15 protein-coding genes and 1 other RNA gene are annotated in these 18,466 nt (G+C 47.9%); 6 read left to right on the top strand and 10 right to left on the bottom strand.

The features are described from left to right. Window positions 1–6 precede the first annotated feature (6 nt). The 10 genes from EDC63_RS02575 to EDC63_RS02530 all read right to left on the bottom strand — a co-directional run bounded on the left by EDC63_RS02575 (window position 7) and on the right by EDC63_RS02530 (window position 9,906). Window positions 7–1,221 carry a tyrosine-type recombinase/integrase gene (locus EDC63_RS02575; protein WP_124947998.1) on the bottom strand — a complete coding sequence of 405 codons (1,215 nt, stop codon included), beginning with the start codon at window positions 1,219–1,221 and terminating at the stop codon, window positions 7–9. Window positions 1,222–1,384: 163 nt separating this feature from the next. Continuing rightward, window positions 1,385–1,749, bottom strand: a transfer-messenger RNA (tmRNA) gene (gene ssrA, locus EDC63_RS02570). A gap of 97 nt (window positions 1,750–1,846) precedes the next feature. Further along, window positions 1,847–2,440 (bottom strand): nucleotidyltransferase family protein, encoded by a 594-nt coding sequence (locus tag EDC63_RS02565; protein ID WP_124947530.1) that lies wholly within the window; start codon window positions 2,438–2,440, stop codon window positions 1,847–1,849. After that, window positions 2,437–3,435 carry an XdhC family protein gene (locus EDC63_RS02560; RefSeq protein ID WP_124947531.1) on the bottom strand — a complete coding sequence of 333 codons (999 nt, stop codon included), beginning with the start codon at window positions 3,433–3,435 and terminating at the stop codon, window positions 2,437–2,439. Before EDC63_RS02560 ends, EDC63_RS02565 begins: the two co-directional genes overlap by 4 nt. Beyond that, a complete protein-coding gene (locus tag EDC63_RS02555) occupies window positions 3,435–5,666 on the bottom strand; it encodes a xanthine dehydrogenase family protein molybdopterin-binding subunit (RefSeq protein ID WP_124947532.1) in 2,232 nt (743 codons plus the stop codon). The genes EDC63_RS02560 and EDC63_RS02555 overlap by 1 nt, the downstream gene beginning before the upstream one ends. A gap of 10 nt (window positions 5,667–5,676) precedes the next feature. Beyond that, window positions 5,677–6,132 carry a (2Fe-2S)-binding protein gene (locus tag EDC63_RS02550; protein ID WP_132920874.1) on the bottom strand — a complete coding sequence of 152 codons (456 nt, stop codon included), beginning with the start codon at window positions 6,130–6,132 and terminating at the stop codon, window positions 5,677–5,679. Window positions 6,133–6,377: 245 nt separating this feature from the next. Beyond that, entirely contained in the window at window positions 6,378–7,037 is a 660-nt protein-coding gene (locus EDC63_RS02545) for an HAD family hydrolase (protein WP_124947533.1), read from the bottom strand. Then, window positions 7,030–7,725 carry a bifunctional 2-polyprenyl-6-hydroxyphenol methylase/3-demethylubiquinol 3-O-methyltransferase UbiG gene (gene ubiG, locus EDC63_RS02540; protein WP_124947534.1) on the bottom strand — a complete coding sequence of 232 codons (696 nt, stop codon included), beginning with the start codon at window positions 7,723–7,725 and terminating at the stop codon, window positions 7,030–7,032. Before ubiG ends, EDC63_RS02545 begins: the two co-directional genes overlap by 8 nt. 113 nt (window positions 7,726–7,838) lie before the next feature. Next, window positions 7,839–9,167 carry a TRZ/ATZ family hydrolase gene (locus EDC63_RS02535; protein WP_124947535.1) on the bottom strand — a complete coding sequence of 443 codons (1,329 nt, stop codon included), beginning with the start codon at window positions 9,165–9,167 and terminating at the stop codon, window positions 7,839–7,841. A 61-nt stretch (window positions 9,168–9,228) separates the two neighbouring features. Continuing rightward, window positions 9,229–9,906, bottom strand: a complete 678-nt coding sequence (locus EDC63_RS02530) for an OmpA family protein (RefSeq protein WP_124947536.1) — start codon at window positions 9,904–9,906, stop codon at window positions 9,229–9,231. A 250-nt stretch (window positions 9,907–10,156) separates the two neighbouring features. Here EDC63_RS02530 and gyrA point away from each other — a divergent pair, with 250 nt between their 5' ends. The 6 genes from gyrA to aroF all read left to right on the top strand — a co-directional run bounded on the left by gyrA (window position 10,157) and on the right by aroF (window position 18,373). Next, window positions 10,157–12,781, top strand: coding sequence for a DNA gyrase subunit A (gyrA, locus tag EDC63_RS02525; RefSeq protein ID WP_124947537.1), 2,625 nt, complete (start codon window positions 10,157–10,159; stop codon window positions 12,779–12,781). Between the two features lie 87 nt (window positions 12,782–12,868). Beyond that, window positions 12,869–13,951, top strand: coding sequence for a 3-phosphoserine/phosphohydroxythreonine transaminase (gene serC / locus EDC63_RS02520; RefSeq protein WP_124947538.1), 1,083 nt, complete (start codon window positions 12,869–12,871; stop codon window positions 13,949–13,951). Continuing rightward, entirely contained in the window at window positions 13,944–15,125 is a 1,182-nt protein-coding gene (locus EDC63_RS02515) for a phosphoglycerate dehydrogenase (RefSeq protein ID WP_124947539.1), read from the top strand. Before serC ends, EDC63_RS02515 begins: the two co-directional genes overlap by 8 nt. A gap of 14 nt (window positions 15,126–15,139) precedes the next feature. Then, window positions 15,140–16,204: a prephenate dehydratase gene (gene pheA / locus EDC63_RS02510; protein ID WP_124947540.1), complete on the top strand. Its 1,065-nt coding sequence runs from the start codon at window positions 15,140–15,142 to the stop codon at window positions 16,202–16,204. Between the two features lie 49 nt (window positions 16,205–16,253). Next, on the top strand, window positions 16,254–17,360 hold the full coding sequence (gene hisC, locus EDC63_RS02505) for a histidinol-phosphate transaminase (RefSeq protein WP_124947541.1): 1,107 nt from the start codon (window positions 16,254–16,256) through the stop codon (window positions 17,358–17,360). Continuing rightward, window positions 17,357–18,373 (top strand): 3-deoxy-7-phosphoheptulonate synthase, encoded by a 1,017-nt coding sequence (aroF, locus tag EDC63_RS02500; protein WP_124947542.1) that lies wholly within the window; start codon window positions 17,357–17,359, stop codon window positions 18,371–18,373. Before hisC ends, aroF begins: the two co-directional genes overlap by 4 nt. The last annotated feature ends 93 nt before the right edge of the window (window positions 18,374–18,466 follow it).

Here is an 18,466-nt window from a genome sequence, read left to right as displayed (position 1 = left end):
TTGCCTTTATGCAGCGTTATTGTTAATAGGGATAATTTCAGCACCGGTTTTTAGCTTATCCAAATAATCCGCCCATTCCTGCATCATTTTTCTGCGTTCGGGTAAGTGGGCAGTTCGGTTATATGCGCGTCCATTGGGATCTCGTACAGCATGTGCTAATTGATGCTCTATGTGGTCTGGACGGAAACCTAGCACTTCATCAAGAATCGTTCTCGCCATTGCTCGGAAGCCGTGCCCGCTCATTTCGTCCTTCTCGATACCCATGCGCCTCATAGCTGCAAGGATTGCGTTGTCGCTCATTGGTCGGTTACGCGATCGTGCACCGGGGAAAACATAGCGCCCGTCACCGGTAAGGGCTTGCATTTCAGAGAGTATTTCAATCGCTTGCCGCGAAAGGGGAACAATATGAGGAGTATTCGTTTTAGTTACGATGAAACGCCACTCAGCTGCATCCAGGTCTATATCTGCCCATTCTGCCTTGCGAAGCTCACCAGGGCGAACGAATACTAACGGAGCCAGTAGTAGGGCATGTCGCACAATCTGAGAGCCTGTATAGCCATCCATTGCCCGTAGTAGTTCGCCAACTTGCTTGGGTTCGGTAATTGCCGCGAAATGCTCACTTTTAACAGGTGGAAGGGCACCTTTTAAATCGGTGGAATAGTCCCTAGTAGCACGTCCAGTTGCAATTGCATAGCGGAATACTTGACCACAGTTACCTAACGCACGGTGCGCAGTTTCAAGTGCCCCTCTACTTTCAATTTTTCGAATTGTTGCTAGTAACTCAGGAGCAGTGATATCTGCAATGGGTTTGCCACCAATCCAGGGGAAAATATCACGCTCGAATCGTCTAATGATCCGGTCGCCGTGACTCTCATTCCATGTTGATGAGTACTTGCTAAACCACTCACGTGTAACAATCTCGAAACTATTGGTATTTCCAGCAACCTTAGCTGCTTTAACCGCTTTTCGATTTTCGCCAGGGTCAACATCCGAGGCTAATAACTTGCGGGCCTCATCTCGCCTTTCACGTGCATCTTTTAGGCTTACGTCTGGATAAATCCCCATCGAAATGGTTTTGCGTTTTCCTCCATAACGATAATCAAGCCGCCACCAGCGGGAGCCATTTGGATTGAGTAGCAGGTATAACCCGCCACCATCCGTTAGCTTGATGGGCTTTTCTGTAGGTTTGGTATTGCGAATTGCTGTGTCGGTAAGTGGCATGACGGTAACTCGTGTTGACGGTAAGGTGATTACCGTCAAATATACCGCCATTTACCGTTGGATTGCAATAGTGCTGGTTGGACGCTATAGGATGCAAAAAAGGCCATAACCCTTGTTTTTAATAAGAATTATGGCCTTTCTTGGACTTCTTTGAATCTTTAAATGGTGGAGGCGGGGGGAATCGAACCCCCGTCCGCAAGCCCTCTACAGGCAGTTCTACATACTTAGTCCGATTATTTGGTTTTAACCCGAATCACGCCAATCGAACAGGCTGGATTCAAGCGAGTTACCTAAATTTAGCCCTGATCCAAGTAACCCGAATCAGCGCGATCTCATGTAGATGACTCTGCAGTCAGTTGCCTGACCCGGCCCATGAGAGTTCCGGTGCAGAGCTCAGCCGGTATTAAGCGGCTAAGGAGTAGTTTTCGTCGTTTGCGACTATTTTTTTTCCAGTTGTATTTACGAGGTAGCTGGTCCTCGGTATGCCCTACGTTGCTTTGCAACCCACGTCGAAACCTGGTCGCCCCCATGCAAACTCAGACTTAACCTTGGGGTAAAAAGTTCCCGCATTAAAGCTAAGTTTGATTAAGTATACATGATTAGAGGGGAATTTGATTAATCGATGTTATGTGAGTGATACCGGAAAAGTGGCTGAGTGTATGGCTAAATCGGAAGGTTGGTCTATGTCGGCCAATATGCCGGCATCTTCACAAGGGATCAGCTGCAGGCTAGAGGCGTGTTTGCTGAGTAATTGGCGCGCGCCTTGGTCGCCATTCAGTTGCACAAGGTCGCTATAGAATTCACGACCAAAGCCTACAGGGTGGCCGCGTTTTCCTTGGTAACTTGGCGCTACAATGGATACACCGGTTCTGAGAGATTTGGCTACGCTGGTGACAGTTCCAGTCTGTATATAAGGCATGTCTGCCAAAGCAATGATCCAGCCTGATGAGTTTTGTGATGCTGCTACCCCGCAGGCGAGGCTTTTGCCCATTCCTTGTGCTGCTTCAGGGCAGTAAATAATTTCCATGCCTTCTGCGTGGAGCAAGTCTGCAAGTTGTGGGTTGGTGTCTGGTAATACCGCTACCCCATGTTCTACGCTTTTTAGAAGCGTGCGCGCGGCTGCAATGGCAATCGGTGTGCCATCGGGGAGGGGGTGTAACAATTTGTTGCTGCCAAAACGGCTGCCTGTGCCCGCTGCTAAAAGAATGCCGGTAATCATGTAGCCGTGCAGAGTGGTTGTATTTGCGTTTTGATGGGCGGGGTTGAGGTGATGTGCAGTTCTATGCCGTGACGGATGGCGGTGAGTTCAGCCAGTATGGATATGGCGATTTCTGGTGGGGTGCGGCTGCCTATGGGTAAACCTACCGGACCATGCAGGCGGCTGATTTCTGTTTCTGATAGATCGAACAGGCGTAATCTTTCGCGCCGTTTCATGTTGTTAGCGCGGGAACCCAGTGCACCAATGTAGAAAGCGGGAGATTTAAGCGCCTCCAGCAGCGCCAGATCATCCAGTTTAAGGTCATGGGTGAGAGCTAATACGGCGCTTTGGGTATCGGGATTAAATGCTTTTACGATGTCATCCGGCATGCCGGATAATAGTTCTGCGTTAGCTACATCCCAACTTGCCCGGTATTCCTCTCGCGGATCGCATATCTGTATTTGATAATCCAGCGTTTGGGCAATCTGTGCCAGATAGCGGGATATTTGCCCCGCACCTATCAGCAATAGCCGCCAGCGTGGGCTGTGGACGGTGCTGAGTGTTTGTCCGTCAAAGATGGTGGTTTCATCTGCCTGGGGGGTGTAAAGGGCGCTTTCACTAGTCTGGATGTGCAGCCTTCGCCCGATGGGTTTACGCTGAGTAATCGCTTCCAGAATGGTTTGCAGAAGCGGTGCAGGCGGTGCTGGTTCTAGCAGGATGTGCAGGGTACCGCCACAAGGCAGGCTGAAACGGTGGCAATCTTCTGCAGTGCCGCCGTAAACCAGCATTTCTGGACGTGCAGGCATTTCGGTGTGGATGCGTTCAAGCAAATCTGCTTCTATACAACCTCCAGAAACCGAACCGGCCAATTGTCCGTCGCCACGTATGGCTAATAAAGAGCCTATTGGACGTGGCGAAGACCCCCATGTTTTGACAACGGTTGCCAGTGTTGCGCTATGGCCTGCCTGTTGCCATTGCTGGAGCTTTTGGAGTACTTCCAGATCCAGGCTGTCCATTATGTGCTCCGCAGTTCCCCAGTGTTGAACGGGAGCTTGCGCAGGCGTTTGCCGGTTGCAGCGAACAAGGCATTGGCTACCGCAGGCGCAATAGGCGGCACACCGGGTTCACCTACGCCGGAAGGTGCCGCTTCAGATGTCACGATGTGAACTTCTACTTTCGGCATTTCGTGCATGCGCAGGAGCGGGTAGTCATGATAGTTGGATTGCTCTACTTGTCCGTCTTTGAGCGTGATGGATCCATATAGCGCTGCTGTCAGACCGAAGCCGATGCCGCCTTCCATCTGGGCACGAATAATGCTGGGGTTGATAGCTACGCCGCAATCAATCGCACATACCACTTTATCTACCATGAAGCTGCCATCCGGTTTAACGGTAACTTCTGCTACTTCTGCAACAAAGGTGTTAAAGGATTCATGTACGGCAATCCCCCGACCACGACGTACTCCTGGCTTGCTTACCAGAGGTTTGTCCCATCCGGCTTTTTTTACTGCCAAATCCAGCACGCCCAGATGTCGTGGGTGATCTTTTAACAGATCACGGCGGAAATGGTAACTGTCTTTACCTGCAGCGTGGGCTACTTCATCGATAAATATTTCTGTGGCAAATGCGGTGTGTGTGGAACCCACAGAGCGCCACCATTGCACAGGCACAGGCAGTTTGGGTGAATGCAGTTCAACCTGAAAATTGGGGATAGCGTAGGGGAGGTTGGCTGCACCCTCTACCGAAGTGACATCCACACCATCTTTGATCATGCCGCTTTCGAATGCTGTGCCAGCGATGATGGATTGGCCGACTATCCGGTGCTGCCATGCAATGAGCTTGCCATTTTCATCCAGCCCCGCGCGCAATGAATGATAAAACATTGGGCGATACCAGCCAGCACGCATGTCATCTTCACGCGTCCAGATCATTTTTACAGGGGCCTTGCCGCCAATCGCCTTAGCGATGTGGGTAGCCTCTAAAACATAATCAGAAGCCGGATTAGCACGGCGGCCAAAGCTGCCCCCGGCGTAAAGCATGTTTATGGTTACTTGTTCCGGCTTTAGTCCCAGTGCTTTGGCAATGGCATTCTGGTCGCCGGTTTGCGATTGCTCTCCGTTCCAAACTTCGCAGCTATCTTTGCCAAGTTTTATCACGCAGTTCAGGGGTTCCATGGCTGCATGGGCGAGATAAGGCATTTCAAATGCTGCATCAAGGCGCTTTGCCGCACGCCCCATCTGTTTTTCTACATCGCCTGCCTTGCGTGCCACTGCGCCAGGTGAACGGGCAATATTCCGGTAACGTTCCAATATTTCATCGCTGCTTTGTTTAAACGCCTGGGATTCATCCCATGTTACTGATAGCAAATCCCGGCCTTTTTTTGCACTCCAGAAATCTTTGGCCAGCACCGCAACACCAGTCGGAATCTGCACCACATCCACCACCCCGGCTACAGATTTTGCGCGAGTAGCATCAAATGACTTTACCTTGGCACCAAAACGTGGAGCGTGGGCAACTACGGCCGTGAGCATGCCGGGAAGATTGATATCCTGCGTAAAAATGGCGCTGCCATTAATTTTGGCTTTGCTGTCTTTTCGTGCCACAGACTTGCCGATATAAACAAAATCCTTCGGGTTTTTGAGTTTGACATCGGCCCACTCGGGCACTGGTTGGGCAGCAGCTTTGGCGGCAAGTTCCCCAAAAGTGGCTTTATGGTTGGATGCTTCGTGGCTGATAACACCTTTCTTTACCTTGATTTCTGCAGCCGGTACTTGCCATTCTTCTGCTGCAGCGGCAACCAGCATAGTTCTTGCTGTTGCACCAGCTTTGCGCATTTGTTCAAAAGAGTTGGCGATAGCTGTGCTGCCGCCGGTGCCTTGCGTGGGGCCCCACAGCAAATTGTTATAGCGTTTGGCATCTGCTGGTGCACCTTCAACACGGATTTGCGACCAGTCTGCATCCAGTTCATCTGCCACCAGTGTGGGCAGGCCGGTATAAGTGCCTTGCCCCATTTCCAGATGTTTCACAACCACAGTAACAAGGTTGTCATCACCAATACGTACAAAGGCATTCGGCTCAAACGGCAATGTTGCTTCTGCCATGACACTGCCTGCTTTACCTGGCCCAGCTTCTACAGTAGCTGCTGCGGTTGCGGCACGTCCCACAGGCAGATAAATAGCGAGTGTCAGCCCTAATCCAGTTTGCAGAAAGCGGCGACGGCTTTCGTTAACGATCTTTATTTCGCTCATTTCCGTCTCCTCAGGCTAGTTTCTTGGCCGCTTCCTTGATGGCTTCGCGGATGCGTTGATAAGTGGCGCAGCGGCACAGATTGCCTGCCATTGCGGTGTCGATATCACTGTCATTCGGCTTTTTATTGGTGGTGAGCAATGCAACGGCCGACATGATCTGACCTGACTGGCAAAACCCGCACTGAACCACCTCCAGCTTTTCCCATGCTGTTTGCACAGCCAGGCCAACTTTTGAATTCAACCCTTCAATCGTCGAAATTTTTTGTCCAGCCGCTGCGGAAAGCGGGGTCATGCAGGCGCGAATGGGTGCGCCATTCATATGAACCGTGCAAGCACCACAAGCAGCAATGCCGCAGCCGTATTTAGTACCGGTGAGTTGAAGGGTATCGCGCAGCACCCATAACAATGGCGTGTCTGGTGCGGCATCTACGGAATGTTTCTTGCCGTTGACGGTGAGCGAAATCATAGATGAAGCCTCCTGGCAGGGAAGAGATAAGCGTTAGTTTGTTTTTCGTTATGTATCTTGCAATATCTGCAAGCAGAACTCAAATGATTATAGATAATGTATTCAGGTTTTATATAGAAAAAATGAATTCCTGCGCGTAAGACTACAAAGGGCAGGGCTGGAGAGAGGGTGGGAGCAATTGTTATTGCAAGATGAATAAAGTGAGCTTGCGTCCACTCAATAAGCGATTTATAAGAATTCAGATATCAGGCAAGAAAACTGATAATGTCCTGCGGGCTATCAATTCGACCATGAGCCCCCCAATTGTCAGGTTGGTCATCAGCACTCAGGTAACCATAGTTGGCAATAAGCGCCCTCATGCCTGCAGCTATGGCAGCTTCAACATCACGTTCTGCATCGCCAAGATAGAGGCATGATTCAGGCGCGGCGCCTATTTCGCTAGCAGCAGCAAACATAGGCTCAGGATGAGGTTTGGAATGTGCTGTGGTATCGCCGCTGATTATGCAACCTGCGCGTTGTGCAAGACCAAGTTGTTCCATTAGAGGTAAGGTAAACCGTGCAGGCTTGTTGGTAACAACCCCCCAGTGAATTCCACGATTTTCAAGATTTTCAAGTAGTTCAAGCATGCCAGGAAAAAGCCGCGTATGCAGGCAGATATGGGTTTCGTAAAGTTTCAGATACTCGTCCCGCATGGCTGCGAAAGTTTCGTCTTGGGGTGTAATGTTGAATCCCAGGTGCAACAAGCCGCGAGCACCATGGGAAGCCTGTGGCCGGATTTCTTCAAGGGTCAGGGGTGGTAACCCGTGCAAACGACGTTGCTCGTTCAATGCATAGCCAAGGTCTGGTGCAGTATCAGCCAGTGTGCCATCCAGATCAAATAAAACCGCGCGTGTTTTTTCAGGCATCACGCTTGCTGCAGACGATATAATTTACGTCGATATCTTGTCCCAATGAGTAAATCTTGGTGAGCGGGTTATAGCTCATGCCTATGACTTCCTGAACGGTCAGGCCAGCACCGCGTGCGAAGCGGGATAGCTCAGACGGTTTGATAAATTTGGCGTAATCATGGGTGCCGCGAGGCAACATATTTAACACGTATTCAGCGCCGATGATGGCGAAAAGATAAGATTTCGGGTTGCGGTTGATAGTAGAAAAAAACACATAGCCACCTGGTTTAACCAACTCGTAACACGCCTGAATAATACTGGCTGGTTCGGGTACGTGTTCCAGCATTTCCATGCAGGTAACCACATCAAATTGTTGTGGCATTTCTTTGGCCAGTTCTTCAACCGGAATTTTGCGGTAATCAACCTTGTTGCCGGTTTCCAGTAAATGAAGCTTGGCCACTTTAAGTGCTTTTTCAGCCATATCAATGCCGGTAACATCTGCCCCGCGTATAGCCATGCTTTCAGATAAAATACCGCCGCCACAGCCAACATCGAGTACTTTTTTACCGGTGATGCTAGCGATATTGTCTATGTAATCAAGACGTAATGGATTGATTTCATGCAGAGGTTTGAATTCGCTGTTGGGGTCCCACCAGTGGTGAGCCAAGGCGCTGAATTTTTCAATTTCTAGTTCGTCTACGTTCATTTGACTATTTAACCATAATTGCTCGGGCCGTGGAAGCTGTACCGATTTGCAAATATTGAACATTCATGGTGCTGGGTTAACTAGTGAAATCGCTATGCTAGGGTATTTCGGTACTATTGCTTGATGCGCCCTTGCCAATAGTTGGCCTTCGCTTTTAATTCCTGACTATCCAGTGTGACCAGTTTGCCTTCATTCAGCAAATTATCTCCATTTACCCAAACATGACTAACATGCTCTCTACCAGAAGCATAAATCAGATGTGAGGCCGCGTCATAACAAGGTGAAGTACTCAATGCGGAAAGATTCACTGCGGTGATATCGGCCGCTTTGCCGGGTTTTAATGAACCGGTAAGTGCATCTATGCCCAATGCTTTTGCGGCATTTAATGTCGCCATTTCCAATGCCTGATAGGCGGGCAAAATTTCAGCTTTGCCGCTTGACCCTTTAGCAAGCAAAGCTGCAAGTCGCATTTCGGCAAACATATCCAGACGGTTGTTGCTTGCGGCGCCATCTGTACCCAGCCCAATGTTAATACCTTTTGCTAACATGGTATCAACAGGTGCAATGCCACTAGCCAGTTTGAGATTAGAGGTAGGGCAGTGGGCAACATGACAACCTTGTTTTGCGAGTAAAGTTATTTCCTGCGGTGTAAGGTGAACGGCATGTACTGCCAGCAGACTGGGTGTCAGCAAGCCTAGATTATGAAGTCGTTGAATGGGTCTTTGGTGATATTGAGTCAGACTTTGCTCGATCTCGTTGAGTGTTTCATGCAGGTGGATATGAATAGGCAGCTCAAGCTGTTCTGCATAAGTCAGAACTTTTGCTAGTGTTTCATCACCCACCGTATAAGGCGCATGCGGCGCCATACAAAAGCTAAGCAGGTTTTCGCCATTATACCGGTCGCGCATGGCGAGGCCTTTGCTTAAATAATCATCGGCATCACTGGCATAGGCAGTGGGAAAATCAATAGTGATAAGCCCCAGTGCTGCACGCATTTTTGATGCGAGTGCAGCTTCTGCGGCAGCTTCGGGAAAAAAGTACATATCATTGAAGGTGGTTATACCCCCCTGGATCATTTCTGCGCAAGCCAGTAACGTGCCGTCTTTAACAAACTCAGGAGATGCATGACGGGATTCAGCAGGCCAGATGTGGTCTTTTAACCAATTCATCAAAGGAAGATCATCGGCCAAACCGCGAAGCAGAGACATGGCTGCATGTGTATGAAGGTTAATCAGACCGGGTATGAGCGCATGGTCCTTCAGTTGAAAATGTTGCTTTGCAGTAAATTTTGTATGTGCTTCAGATGTGGGGAGAATAGCAGTGATTTTACCGTTTGAAATGGCAATGCTATGGTGTAGCAATGTTTGATGCGTTGGTTCGACCGGTATGATCCAGCGCGCATCAATCAGCGTATCTACTGTGAACTCACTTGCTATAGTCATTTGACAAATCTCTGGACGAAAAAAAGCCCCGCAAATTGCGGGGCTTTTTATAAGCTTACTATTATTTCTGAGCTTGAACCTTAACTTCAACCACTACACGGCGGTTAGGTTGCAGGCACTCAACCAATTTCTTGTTCTTGCCGCTTACCTTGCCCTTGATGTCGTTACAAGCAACAACTGGCTCGGATTCACCTTTAGACGCTGTTTCAATGCGCTTGGAGTCAATTCCCTGGCTTACCAGGTAGGCTTTAGCTGCATCGGCACGACGCTGTGAAAGCTTCTGGTTGTAAGAATCTGAACCAATACGATCAGCATGACCAGTAACCAACACAACTTCAACTTGTGGATTAGCTTTCATTTTTTCTACAACTTCAGTGTCCAGAGTCTTCTTGCCATCAGCGCGCAATACAGCTTTGTCGAAGTCGAACAGAGTTTCAGCTTGCAATGTAATTGCAGCGAAAGCTGGCTTGCTTGGACCGGCTTCAGCAGGAGCTGCAGCTGCCATTGGCTCATCTTTCTTGGTTTCTTCTTTCTTTACAAGGCTGGAATCGCATTCAGCAGTAGCCATGGCTGGTGTCCAGTAACCGGTTTTCCAGCACTCGCCAAAGTTGTTCTTTACAACTTTACCTTGTGAGTCAATCAGGTAGCCAGTGTTAGCTACTTCGTGAGCGGAAGCAACGTTAGCTACGGACAAAGCTGCCAAAGCAAACATGCTGAGAATTAGTCGAGAAGCTTTCATGTTGTTTTCCCTTTTTTGTTAAGACTTCGAAATCGTATAAAGTGAGTGAGCAATTTCTTTCTCAATGCCTCATAGTAGACAATAAAGCCTAATATTTCAACTAAAATCAGTTACTGCTAATACCATCGCAATATTTTGTTGTAGAAATAATACAGTCATCAGGATAATGTCAGGTGTGGCTGAGATTCTTTGGGCATGCTAGAATCATGCGCTTTACTGCACGTTTAATATTCAATAAAAAACATTATATATGGAACAATTCGCTAGAGAAACGCTCCCCATCAGCCTTGAAGAGGAAATGCGCCGTTCGTATCTGGATTACGCAATGAGCGTAATTGTCGGTCGCGCACTCCCAGATGTGCGTGACGGTCTTAAACCTGTTCACCGTCGAGTGCTCTTTGCCATGCACGAGTTATCTAACGACTGGAACAAGGCTTACAAAAAATCAGCACGTATTGTTGGTGACGTAATCGGTAAGTACCATCCTCACGGTGATACAGCTGTCTATGACACGATCGTTCGTATGGCTCAGGATTTCAGCTTGCGATACCCTCTTGTTGATGGTCAGGGTAACTTCGGTTCGGTTGACGGCGATAACGCGGCTGCGATGCGTTATACCGAAATCCGTATGGCGCGGATTGCCCATGAACTGCTGGCTGATCTCGAAAAAGAAACAGTAGATTTTGGCGCAAACTATGATGGTTCAGAACATGAGCCACTGGTTTTGCCAGCAAAAATACCTAACTTGCTGATAAATGGTTCTTCCGGTATTGCTGTGGGTATGGCGACCAATATCCCGCCCCACAATCTGAATGAAATTGTGGATGCCTGTCTGGCTTTGCTGGAAACGCCGGATATCAGTATAGAAGACTTGATCGATATCGTACCTGCACCCGATTTTCCTACGGCAGGGATCATATACGGTACCGTCGGGGTGAAAGAAGGTTACAGAACCGGTCGCGGGCGTGTTCTGATGCGCGCCAAAGTGCACTTTGAAGATGTAGATAAGGTGGGTGGCAAGCAGGCCATTATTGTTGATGAGCTGCCTTATCAGGTTAACAAGGCTAATTTATTAATCAAAATTAGTGAATTGGTTCGCGAGAAGAAGATCGAAGGGATTTCTGACCTTCGCGATGAGTCCGATAAGTCCGGTATGCGCATGGTGATTGAGCTGAAGCGGGGCGAAATGCCTGAAGTTGTGCTCAATAATCTGTACAAGCAGACCCAGATGCAGGAAACCTTCGGCATGAATATGGTTGCGCTGGTAGATAATCTGCCGCGCCTGCTGAATTTGAAGCAGATGCTGGAAGCGTTCTTGCGCCATCGCCGTGAAGTGGTCACTCGTCGTACCGTATTTGAATTACGCAAAGCGCGTGATCGAGGGCATATTCTGGAAGGTCTGGCTGTGGCATTGTCTAACGTTGATGATGTTATCGCGTTGATTAAAGCGGCTGAGTCTCCCGCGGTAGCCAAGCAGCAATTGATTGCCCGTGTCTGGCGTTCCACGCTGGTGGAAGATATGTTATCGCGTGTTCAAAGCGATGCGTCACGCCCATTGGGACTGCCAGCAGAATTTGGTTATCACAAAGATGGTTACAGATTGTCTGAAACCCAGGCGCAAGCGATTCTTGAATTGCGTTTGCAACGTCTGACGGGTTTAGAACAAGACAAGATTGTTGCGGAATACAAAGACGTGATGGAAAAAATCACCGACTTGCTGGATATTCTGGCCAGACCGGAACGGATCACTGAAATCATCGTAGGTGAACTTACCGCCATCAAACTTCAGTTTGGTGATAAGCGCCGTAGTGAAATTATTGCCGTTGCACATGACCTTTCACTGGAAGATTTAATCACACCGGAAGATGTGGTGGTGACACTTTCGCATACCGGTTATATCAAGTCTCAACCACTTGCAGATTACCAGGCGCAGAAACGCGGTGGACGTGGTAAGCAGGCAACTGCAACCAAAGAAGATGATTTTATCGATAACCTGTTCATCGCTAATACCCATGATTACATACTGAGCTTCTCGAATCGCGGCAAAGTGTACTGGGTTAAGGTTTATGAAGTACCGCAGGGTAGTCGTATCAGTCGTGGCAAACCCATTGTGAATATGCTGCAATTGGAGGAAGGCGAAAAAATTAACGCTATCTTGCCGGTTAAAGCGTTTGATGATGACCATTTTATCTTTATGGCGACAGCCAATGGTGTTGTCAAGAAGACCCCGCTTTCAGAGTATTCCCGTCCGCGTTCTAACGGTATTATTGCCGTGAATCTGGATGAAGGAGACTATCTGGTGGGTGTGGCAATTACCGATGGTAGTCACGATGTGATGATGTTCTCTAACGGCGGCAAAGCTGTGCGTTTTGAAGAACAGGATGTTCGTGCCGTTGGTCGTGGTGCTCGTGGTGTGCGAGGTATGCGTCTGGGGGCAGGTCATAAGGTTATCGCATTGCTGGTCGCTGAAAACGAACAACAGTCTGTTCTGACTGCTACGGAAAATGGTTTTGGCAAGCGAACACCAATTACTGAATACACCCGTCACGGTCGCGGTACGCAAGGCATGATGGCGATTCAGACTTCCGAGCGTAATGGTAAAGTGGTTGCCGCAACCTTGGCAAATACTGAAGACGAAATCATGTTGATCACCACAGGCGGCGTTCTGATTCGTACCCGTGTAGCTGAAATTCGTGAAATGGGTCGCGCTACTCAAGGCGTTACCTTGATCAATCTGGATAAAGGCGAGAAACTGGTTGGGTTGCAACGGGTAGTAGAAACTGATTCTGAAGATGCAGCAACAGACGCTGATGTCGGTGAAATTGATGCTGATGATGTGGTGACTGATTCTGATGACGTAGCAGGCGAGGAATAATAAAAACTGAGGTGTGCAGGCGGTTAAAACGCCTGCACACCTCGTAATTCCCTTTGTTTATCTCTTAAATTGGAGCAATGACGCAAGATGGAACGCATTTACAATTTTAGCGCCGGCCCTGCCGTGCTGCCTCAGGAAGTTCTGGAACAAGCTCGCGACGAGATGTTGAACTGGCAAGGTTGTGGTATGTCGGTCATGGAAATGAGTCATCGTGGTAAAGAGTTTATGGGGATTGCGGCACAGGCTGAAGCGGATTTACGTGAGCTCATGGCTATACCTGCAAATTACAAGGTATTGTTCTTGCAGGGCGGTGCATCTACACAGTTTGCCATGGTGCCAATGAATCTGTTGCGCGGGAAAAAGAGTGCAGATTACGTAAACACGGGTGAATGGTCAAAGAAAGCGATCAAAGAAGCGAAAAAATTTGGCGCTGTCAATGTTGTGGCCAGTTCGGAAGATGCAAACTTCAGCTACGCGCCAACTCAGGACAAATGGAAGCTGGATTCAGATGCCGCCTACGTTCATTACACCCCGAATGAAACCATTGGTGGTGTGGAGTTTAACTGGATTCCTGAAACAAGTGGTGTGCCTTTGGTGGCAGATATGTCCTCCAATATTTTGTCACGTGTGATCGATGTTAGTAAATTTGGTTTGATTTACGCAGGTGCTCAGAAAAACATCGGCCCTGCAGGCTTGACCATTGTGATTGTTCGTGATGACCTCATCGGGGAAACCATTGCAGGTACTCCAAGCATGATGGATTACAAAATCCATGCAGAGAATGAATCTATGTATAACACCCCTCCAACCTATGGTATTTATATGGCAGGGCTTGTTTTCAGATGGTTGAAGCACAATGGTGGCTTGGTCAAAATGGAAGCAAACAACGTTGCAAAAGCCAAACTTCTTTACGATTGTCTTGATGCAAGTAATTTTTATCATTGCCCGACAGCCAAGGAAAATCGTTCGCGCATGAACGTTCCCTTTACGCTGAAAGATGCTGCATTAGATGAAGCGTTTTTGAAGGAAGCCAAAGCACGTGGTTTAGTGCAGTTAAAGGGACATCGCTCAGTGGGGGGTATGCGTGCTTCTATCTACAATGCAATGCCAATTGATGGTGTAAAAGCATTGGTCGCTTTGATGAATGATTTTGAGAAGTCTCATGGCTAAAAATTATAAGATTCAAACGCTTAATGCCATTTCCAAATTAGGCCTGTCAAGGCTGCCCATCAGCTATACCGTAGGTAGTGATATTGCAGAGCCTGAAGGGATTTTGGTACGTTCGCAGAATATGCATGAAATGGCTATTCCTGCTAGTGTTCGTGCAATTGGTCGGGCAGGCGCGGGCACCAATAATATACCAGTTAAAAAAATGTCTGAGCGAGGGATACCTGTATTCAATGCGCCAGGAGCTAACGCAAACGCCGTTAAGGAATTAGTGATCGCGGGAATGTTAATGTCCGCGCGCAATCTTGTGCCAGCTTTCAAGTTTGTGGAAGGACTGGAAGGTGATGATGAATCACTGCATAAACAGGTTGAAAGCGGTAAAAAGAATTTTGCCGGCACTGAATTGCCTAATAGAACTTTGGGTATTATCGGTTTGGGCGCCATTGGCGGGTTGGTGGCCGATGCGGCCATTAAACTTGGCATGAATGTGCTGGGTTACGATCCGGACATCACTGTAGAAGCTGCATGGCGCTTGTCATCGCAGGTGAAGAAAGCGGCCAGCGTTGAAGAGGTTGTTAAGAACAGCGATTTTATTACGCTGCATGTGCCTTTACTTGAAGTAACCAGAAACATGATTAACGCTGAACGTATCAAGCTGATGCGTCCAAGTGCTGTATTGCTCAATTTTTCCCGTGAAGGGATCGTGGATGATGCTGCAGTGGTGGCCGGGATTGCCGCCAAGCAGATGCATGCCTATGTTTGTGATTTCCCGAGTAATGCGCTTAAGGGCCAGGCGGGCGTAGTAGCGTTACCGCATCTGGGTGCGTCCACTCAAGAAGCGGAAGAAAATTGTGCCATTATGGTAGCAGAACAAGTTAGTGATTATCTGGAAAATGGCAATATTCTGAACTCGGTAAATTTCCCTAATGTGGAAATGCCCCGTGAGTCGCCTTTTCGTATTGCAATTGCAAATTCTAATGTACCCAATATGGTAGGTCAGATTTCTACTGCAATGGCAAATGCCGGCTTGAATATTCATAATATGGTCAATAAATCCAAGGGCGAAATGGCATACACCTTGCTGGATGTCGATAGTGATGTGCCACAAAGTGTGATCGATCAGATAGCTTCAATACCTGGCGTTTTGAATGTCAGAGCTTTGCCAACCGATAAATAAGTCAGTAGAACTAAATGTCAGACAAGCTTCAACAACACCGTACCAGAATAGATGCACTCGATGACGAGTTACTCAAACTCATCAATGAACGTGCCGAGCATGCCAAAGCAATAGGTGTATTAAAAAATGGCGTGGTGTACAGGCCAGAACGTGAAGCGCAGGTTTTGCGCCGTGTAAAAGATAACAATCCCGGGCCGATGTCTGGTGAAACCGTTGCGCGATTGTTTCGGGAAGTCATGTCCGCTTGCCTGGCTTTGGAAAAACCTTTATCTGTAGCTTTTCTTGGCCCCGCAGGCACTTTTACACAAGCAGCGGCTATCAAACATTTTGGCCACGCAGCACATACAGAAGCATGTAGTTCCATCGATGAAGTGTTTCGTAAAGTAGAAGCAAATATCGTGGATTATGGTGTTGTACCAGTAGAGAACTCAACAGAAGGTACAGTAAGTCGCACGTTAGATCTGTTACTGGCGAGTCCGCTTAAAATTTGCGGAGAAGTGGATCTGCGCGTACACCAGTTTTTGATGCGAAAAAAAGAAGGGTTGCAGGATATTCGCAGGGTGTACTCTCACGCGCAATCTCTTGGTCAGTGTCACGAATGGTTGAACAAAAACTTACCGGATATTCCACGTATTCCCGTATCCAGTAACGCTGAAGCGGCTAGATTGGCTTCGGAAGATGAGTCCAGTGCAGCTGTTGCGGGTGAAATGGCAGCTGAATTGTACCAATTGCAAAAGCTCGCTCAGAATATTGAAGATGAACCTAATAATACCACCCGTTTTTTAGTGATTGCTCAGCACGATGCTGCGCCTTCAGGCAAAGATAAAACATCTCTGGCGATGTCAGCCAAGAACAAGCCGGGTACAATAGTGGAATTGTTGTCACCCCTAGCCAAATATCAGGTAAGCATGACCAAGCTGGAGTCCAGGCCTTCACGCATGGGAATGTGGGAATATGTGTTTTTTGTGGATGTTGAAGGACATCAATTGGATGAAAATGTGGCTAAAGCGCTTCAGGAACTGGAGAGCAAGGCCGCTTTTCTGAAAGTAATGGGATCTTATCCAATCGCAGTTTTGTAGTCTTTTAACATTTCCTGTTTTTTGAATCCGCGTAACTTTATATTTTATTATGAACCTGTGTGATTTAGCGCCTTCTTATGTCAGTGCCATTGCGCCATACCAACCCGGAAAGCCTATTTCCGAGTTGGCCCGCGAAATGGGGATGGCTGAAGAACATATAGTGAAACTTGCTTCAAATGAAAACCCCATGGGGGCTAGTCCGCGTGTGCTTGCAGCAATTGAAAATGCACTGATGGATATCGCCCGCTATCCGGATGGAAATGGATATGATCTAAAATCTGCTTTGGCAGCAAAATATGGTGTCGCGCAAGACCAGATTGTGCTCGGTAATGGCTCAAACGACGTGCTGGAATTTGCCGCCCGCGCTTTTATGTCACCCGGCACATCAGCTGTATATTCGCAACATGCTTTTGCAGTGTACCCTTTAGTAACGCAAGCTGTAGGGGCTAAAGGTATTGAGGTGCCGGCTAAAGATTTCGGGCATGACCCACAAGCTATGCTAGCGGCAATTGCACAGGATACGCGAGTTATATTCATTGCAAATCCAAATAATCCAACTGGTACAATATTAAGCAGCAACGCATTAGCGTCTTTTCTCGAACAAGTGCCAAGCAGCGTGCTGGTTGTACTGGATGAAGCCTATTACGAGTTTTTGCCTGAAAATTTGAAGCCTGATAGCGTGAACTGGTTAAGTAAATTTCCCAATCTGGTGGTGATGCGGACGTTCTCGAAAGCTTACGGTTTGGCAGGGCTGCGTATCGGATTTGCAATGGCGCATCCTGATGTGGCCGCAATGTTGAATCGTGTGCGCCAGCCTTTCAACGTCAATAGCCTGGCACAGGTTGCAGCACTTGCCGCTTTGCAAGATGTACCCTTTTTAGAGCAATGTATAGAAGTGAATCGCAAAGGGATGGAGCAGGTAACGCAAGCCTTTAACAGGTTGGAGATCAGCTTTATTCCCTCGTTTGGTAATTTTGTGAGCTTCCGTATTGGTAACGCTATGGGCATGTATCAAAGTTTGCTCAAACAAGGGGTCATCGTGCGACCCGTTGCTAACTACGGCATGCCGGAATATTTAAGAGTCAGCATCGGTTTAGAGGCTGAAAATACAAGATTTTTACAGGCCCTGGAAGCAGGGATGCAGGAGCAAATATGATTATTGTAATGAACAAAGACGCCACGGAACAACAGCTTGATGCAGTAGTTCGCAAAATTAAGGAGTTTGGTCTTGATGCCAATATTTCCAAGGGGACTGAACGTACTGTAATTGGTGCGATTGGAGATGAACGCAAGCTTGATCAGGAGCTATTCGAGGCTTTGCCTGGTGTAGAACAGTCCATGCACATCGTCAAACCTTACAAGATTGTTGCGCGGGAATGGCACAAAGAAAATTCCATTATTGACATCAAGGGTGTTCCCCTTGGTGGTAATCAGATTCAGATTATTGCGGGCCCATGCTCGGTTGAGACTGAGCAGCAGATGGAAGAAGCCGCTAAGTTTGTAAAAGAAGCTAATTGCCGTCTGATGCGTGGTGGTGCATTCAAGCCGCGTACCAGTCCCTATACTTTTCAGGGTAAAGGTGTGGAAGGATTGGACCTGTTCCGGAAAGCAGCTGATAAAGAGGGGCTGCCAATCGTCACTGAACTGATGGATGTGCGTATGCTGGATACCTTTCTGGAATACGACGTTGACGTGATTCAGATTGGTACACGTAATATGCAGAATTTTGATTTGCTGAAAGAAGTCGGAAAAATCAACAAACCAGTAATTTTAAAGCGCGGCATGTCTGCTACTATTTCGGAATGGTTGATGTCGGCTGAGTATATTGCGGCTGGTGGCAATCACAATATTATTTTCTGTGAACGTGGTATTCGTACTTTTGAAACTTACTATCGCAATGTGCTGGATGTCACGGCGATTCCTGTTTTGAAAAAGGAAACCCATCTTCCTGTGATTGTTGATCCTTCACATGCAGGTGGAAAAGCCTGGATGGTTGCATCACTTTCCCGCGCGGCGATTGCAGCAGGCGCGGATGGTTTGCTGGTGGAAATGCATCCGAATCCATGCGAAGCATGGTGTGACGCAGATCAGGCGTTGAATCCAGGTGAGCTGAAATCTTTGATGGGTGAGCTGAAGGGGATCGCGGAAGTAATCGGTCGAAGTATCTAACGAATAGTTAGCGATATCAGTGATGCATTGATATTTTGTTTTTGCGGAGGGGGGTGAGAATGAAGATTTCGTTCTCAATCCCCTTTGTAAATT

It is taken from the genome of Sulfurirhabdus autotrophica, from assembly GCF_004346685.1.
Lineage (GTDB): Bacteria > Pseudomonadota > Gammaproteobacteria > Burkholderiales > SMCO01 > Sulfurirhabdus > Sulfurirhabdus autotrophica.
Note: the sequence above shows the minus strand (reverse complement) of the source record. Positions and strands in the feature narration are given on the sequence as shown.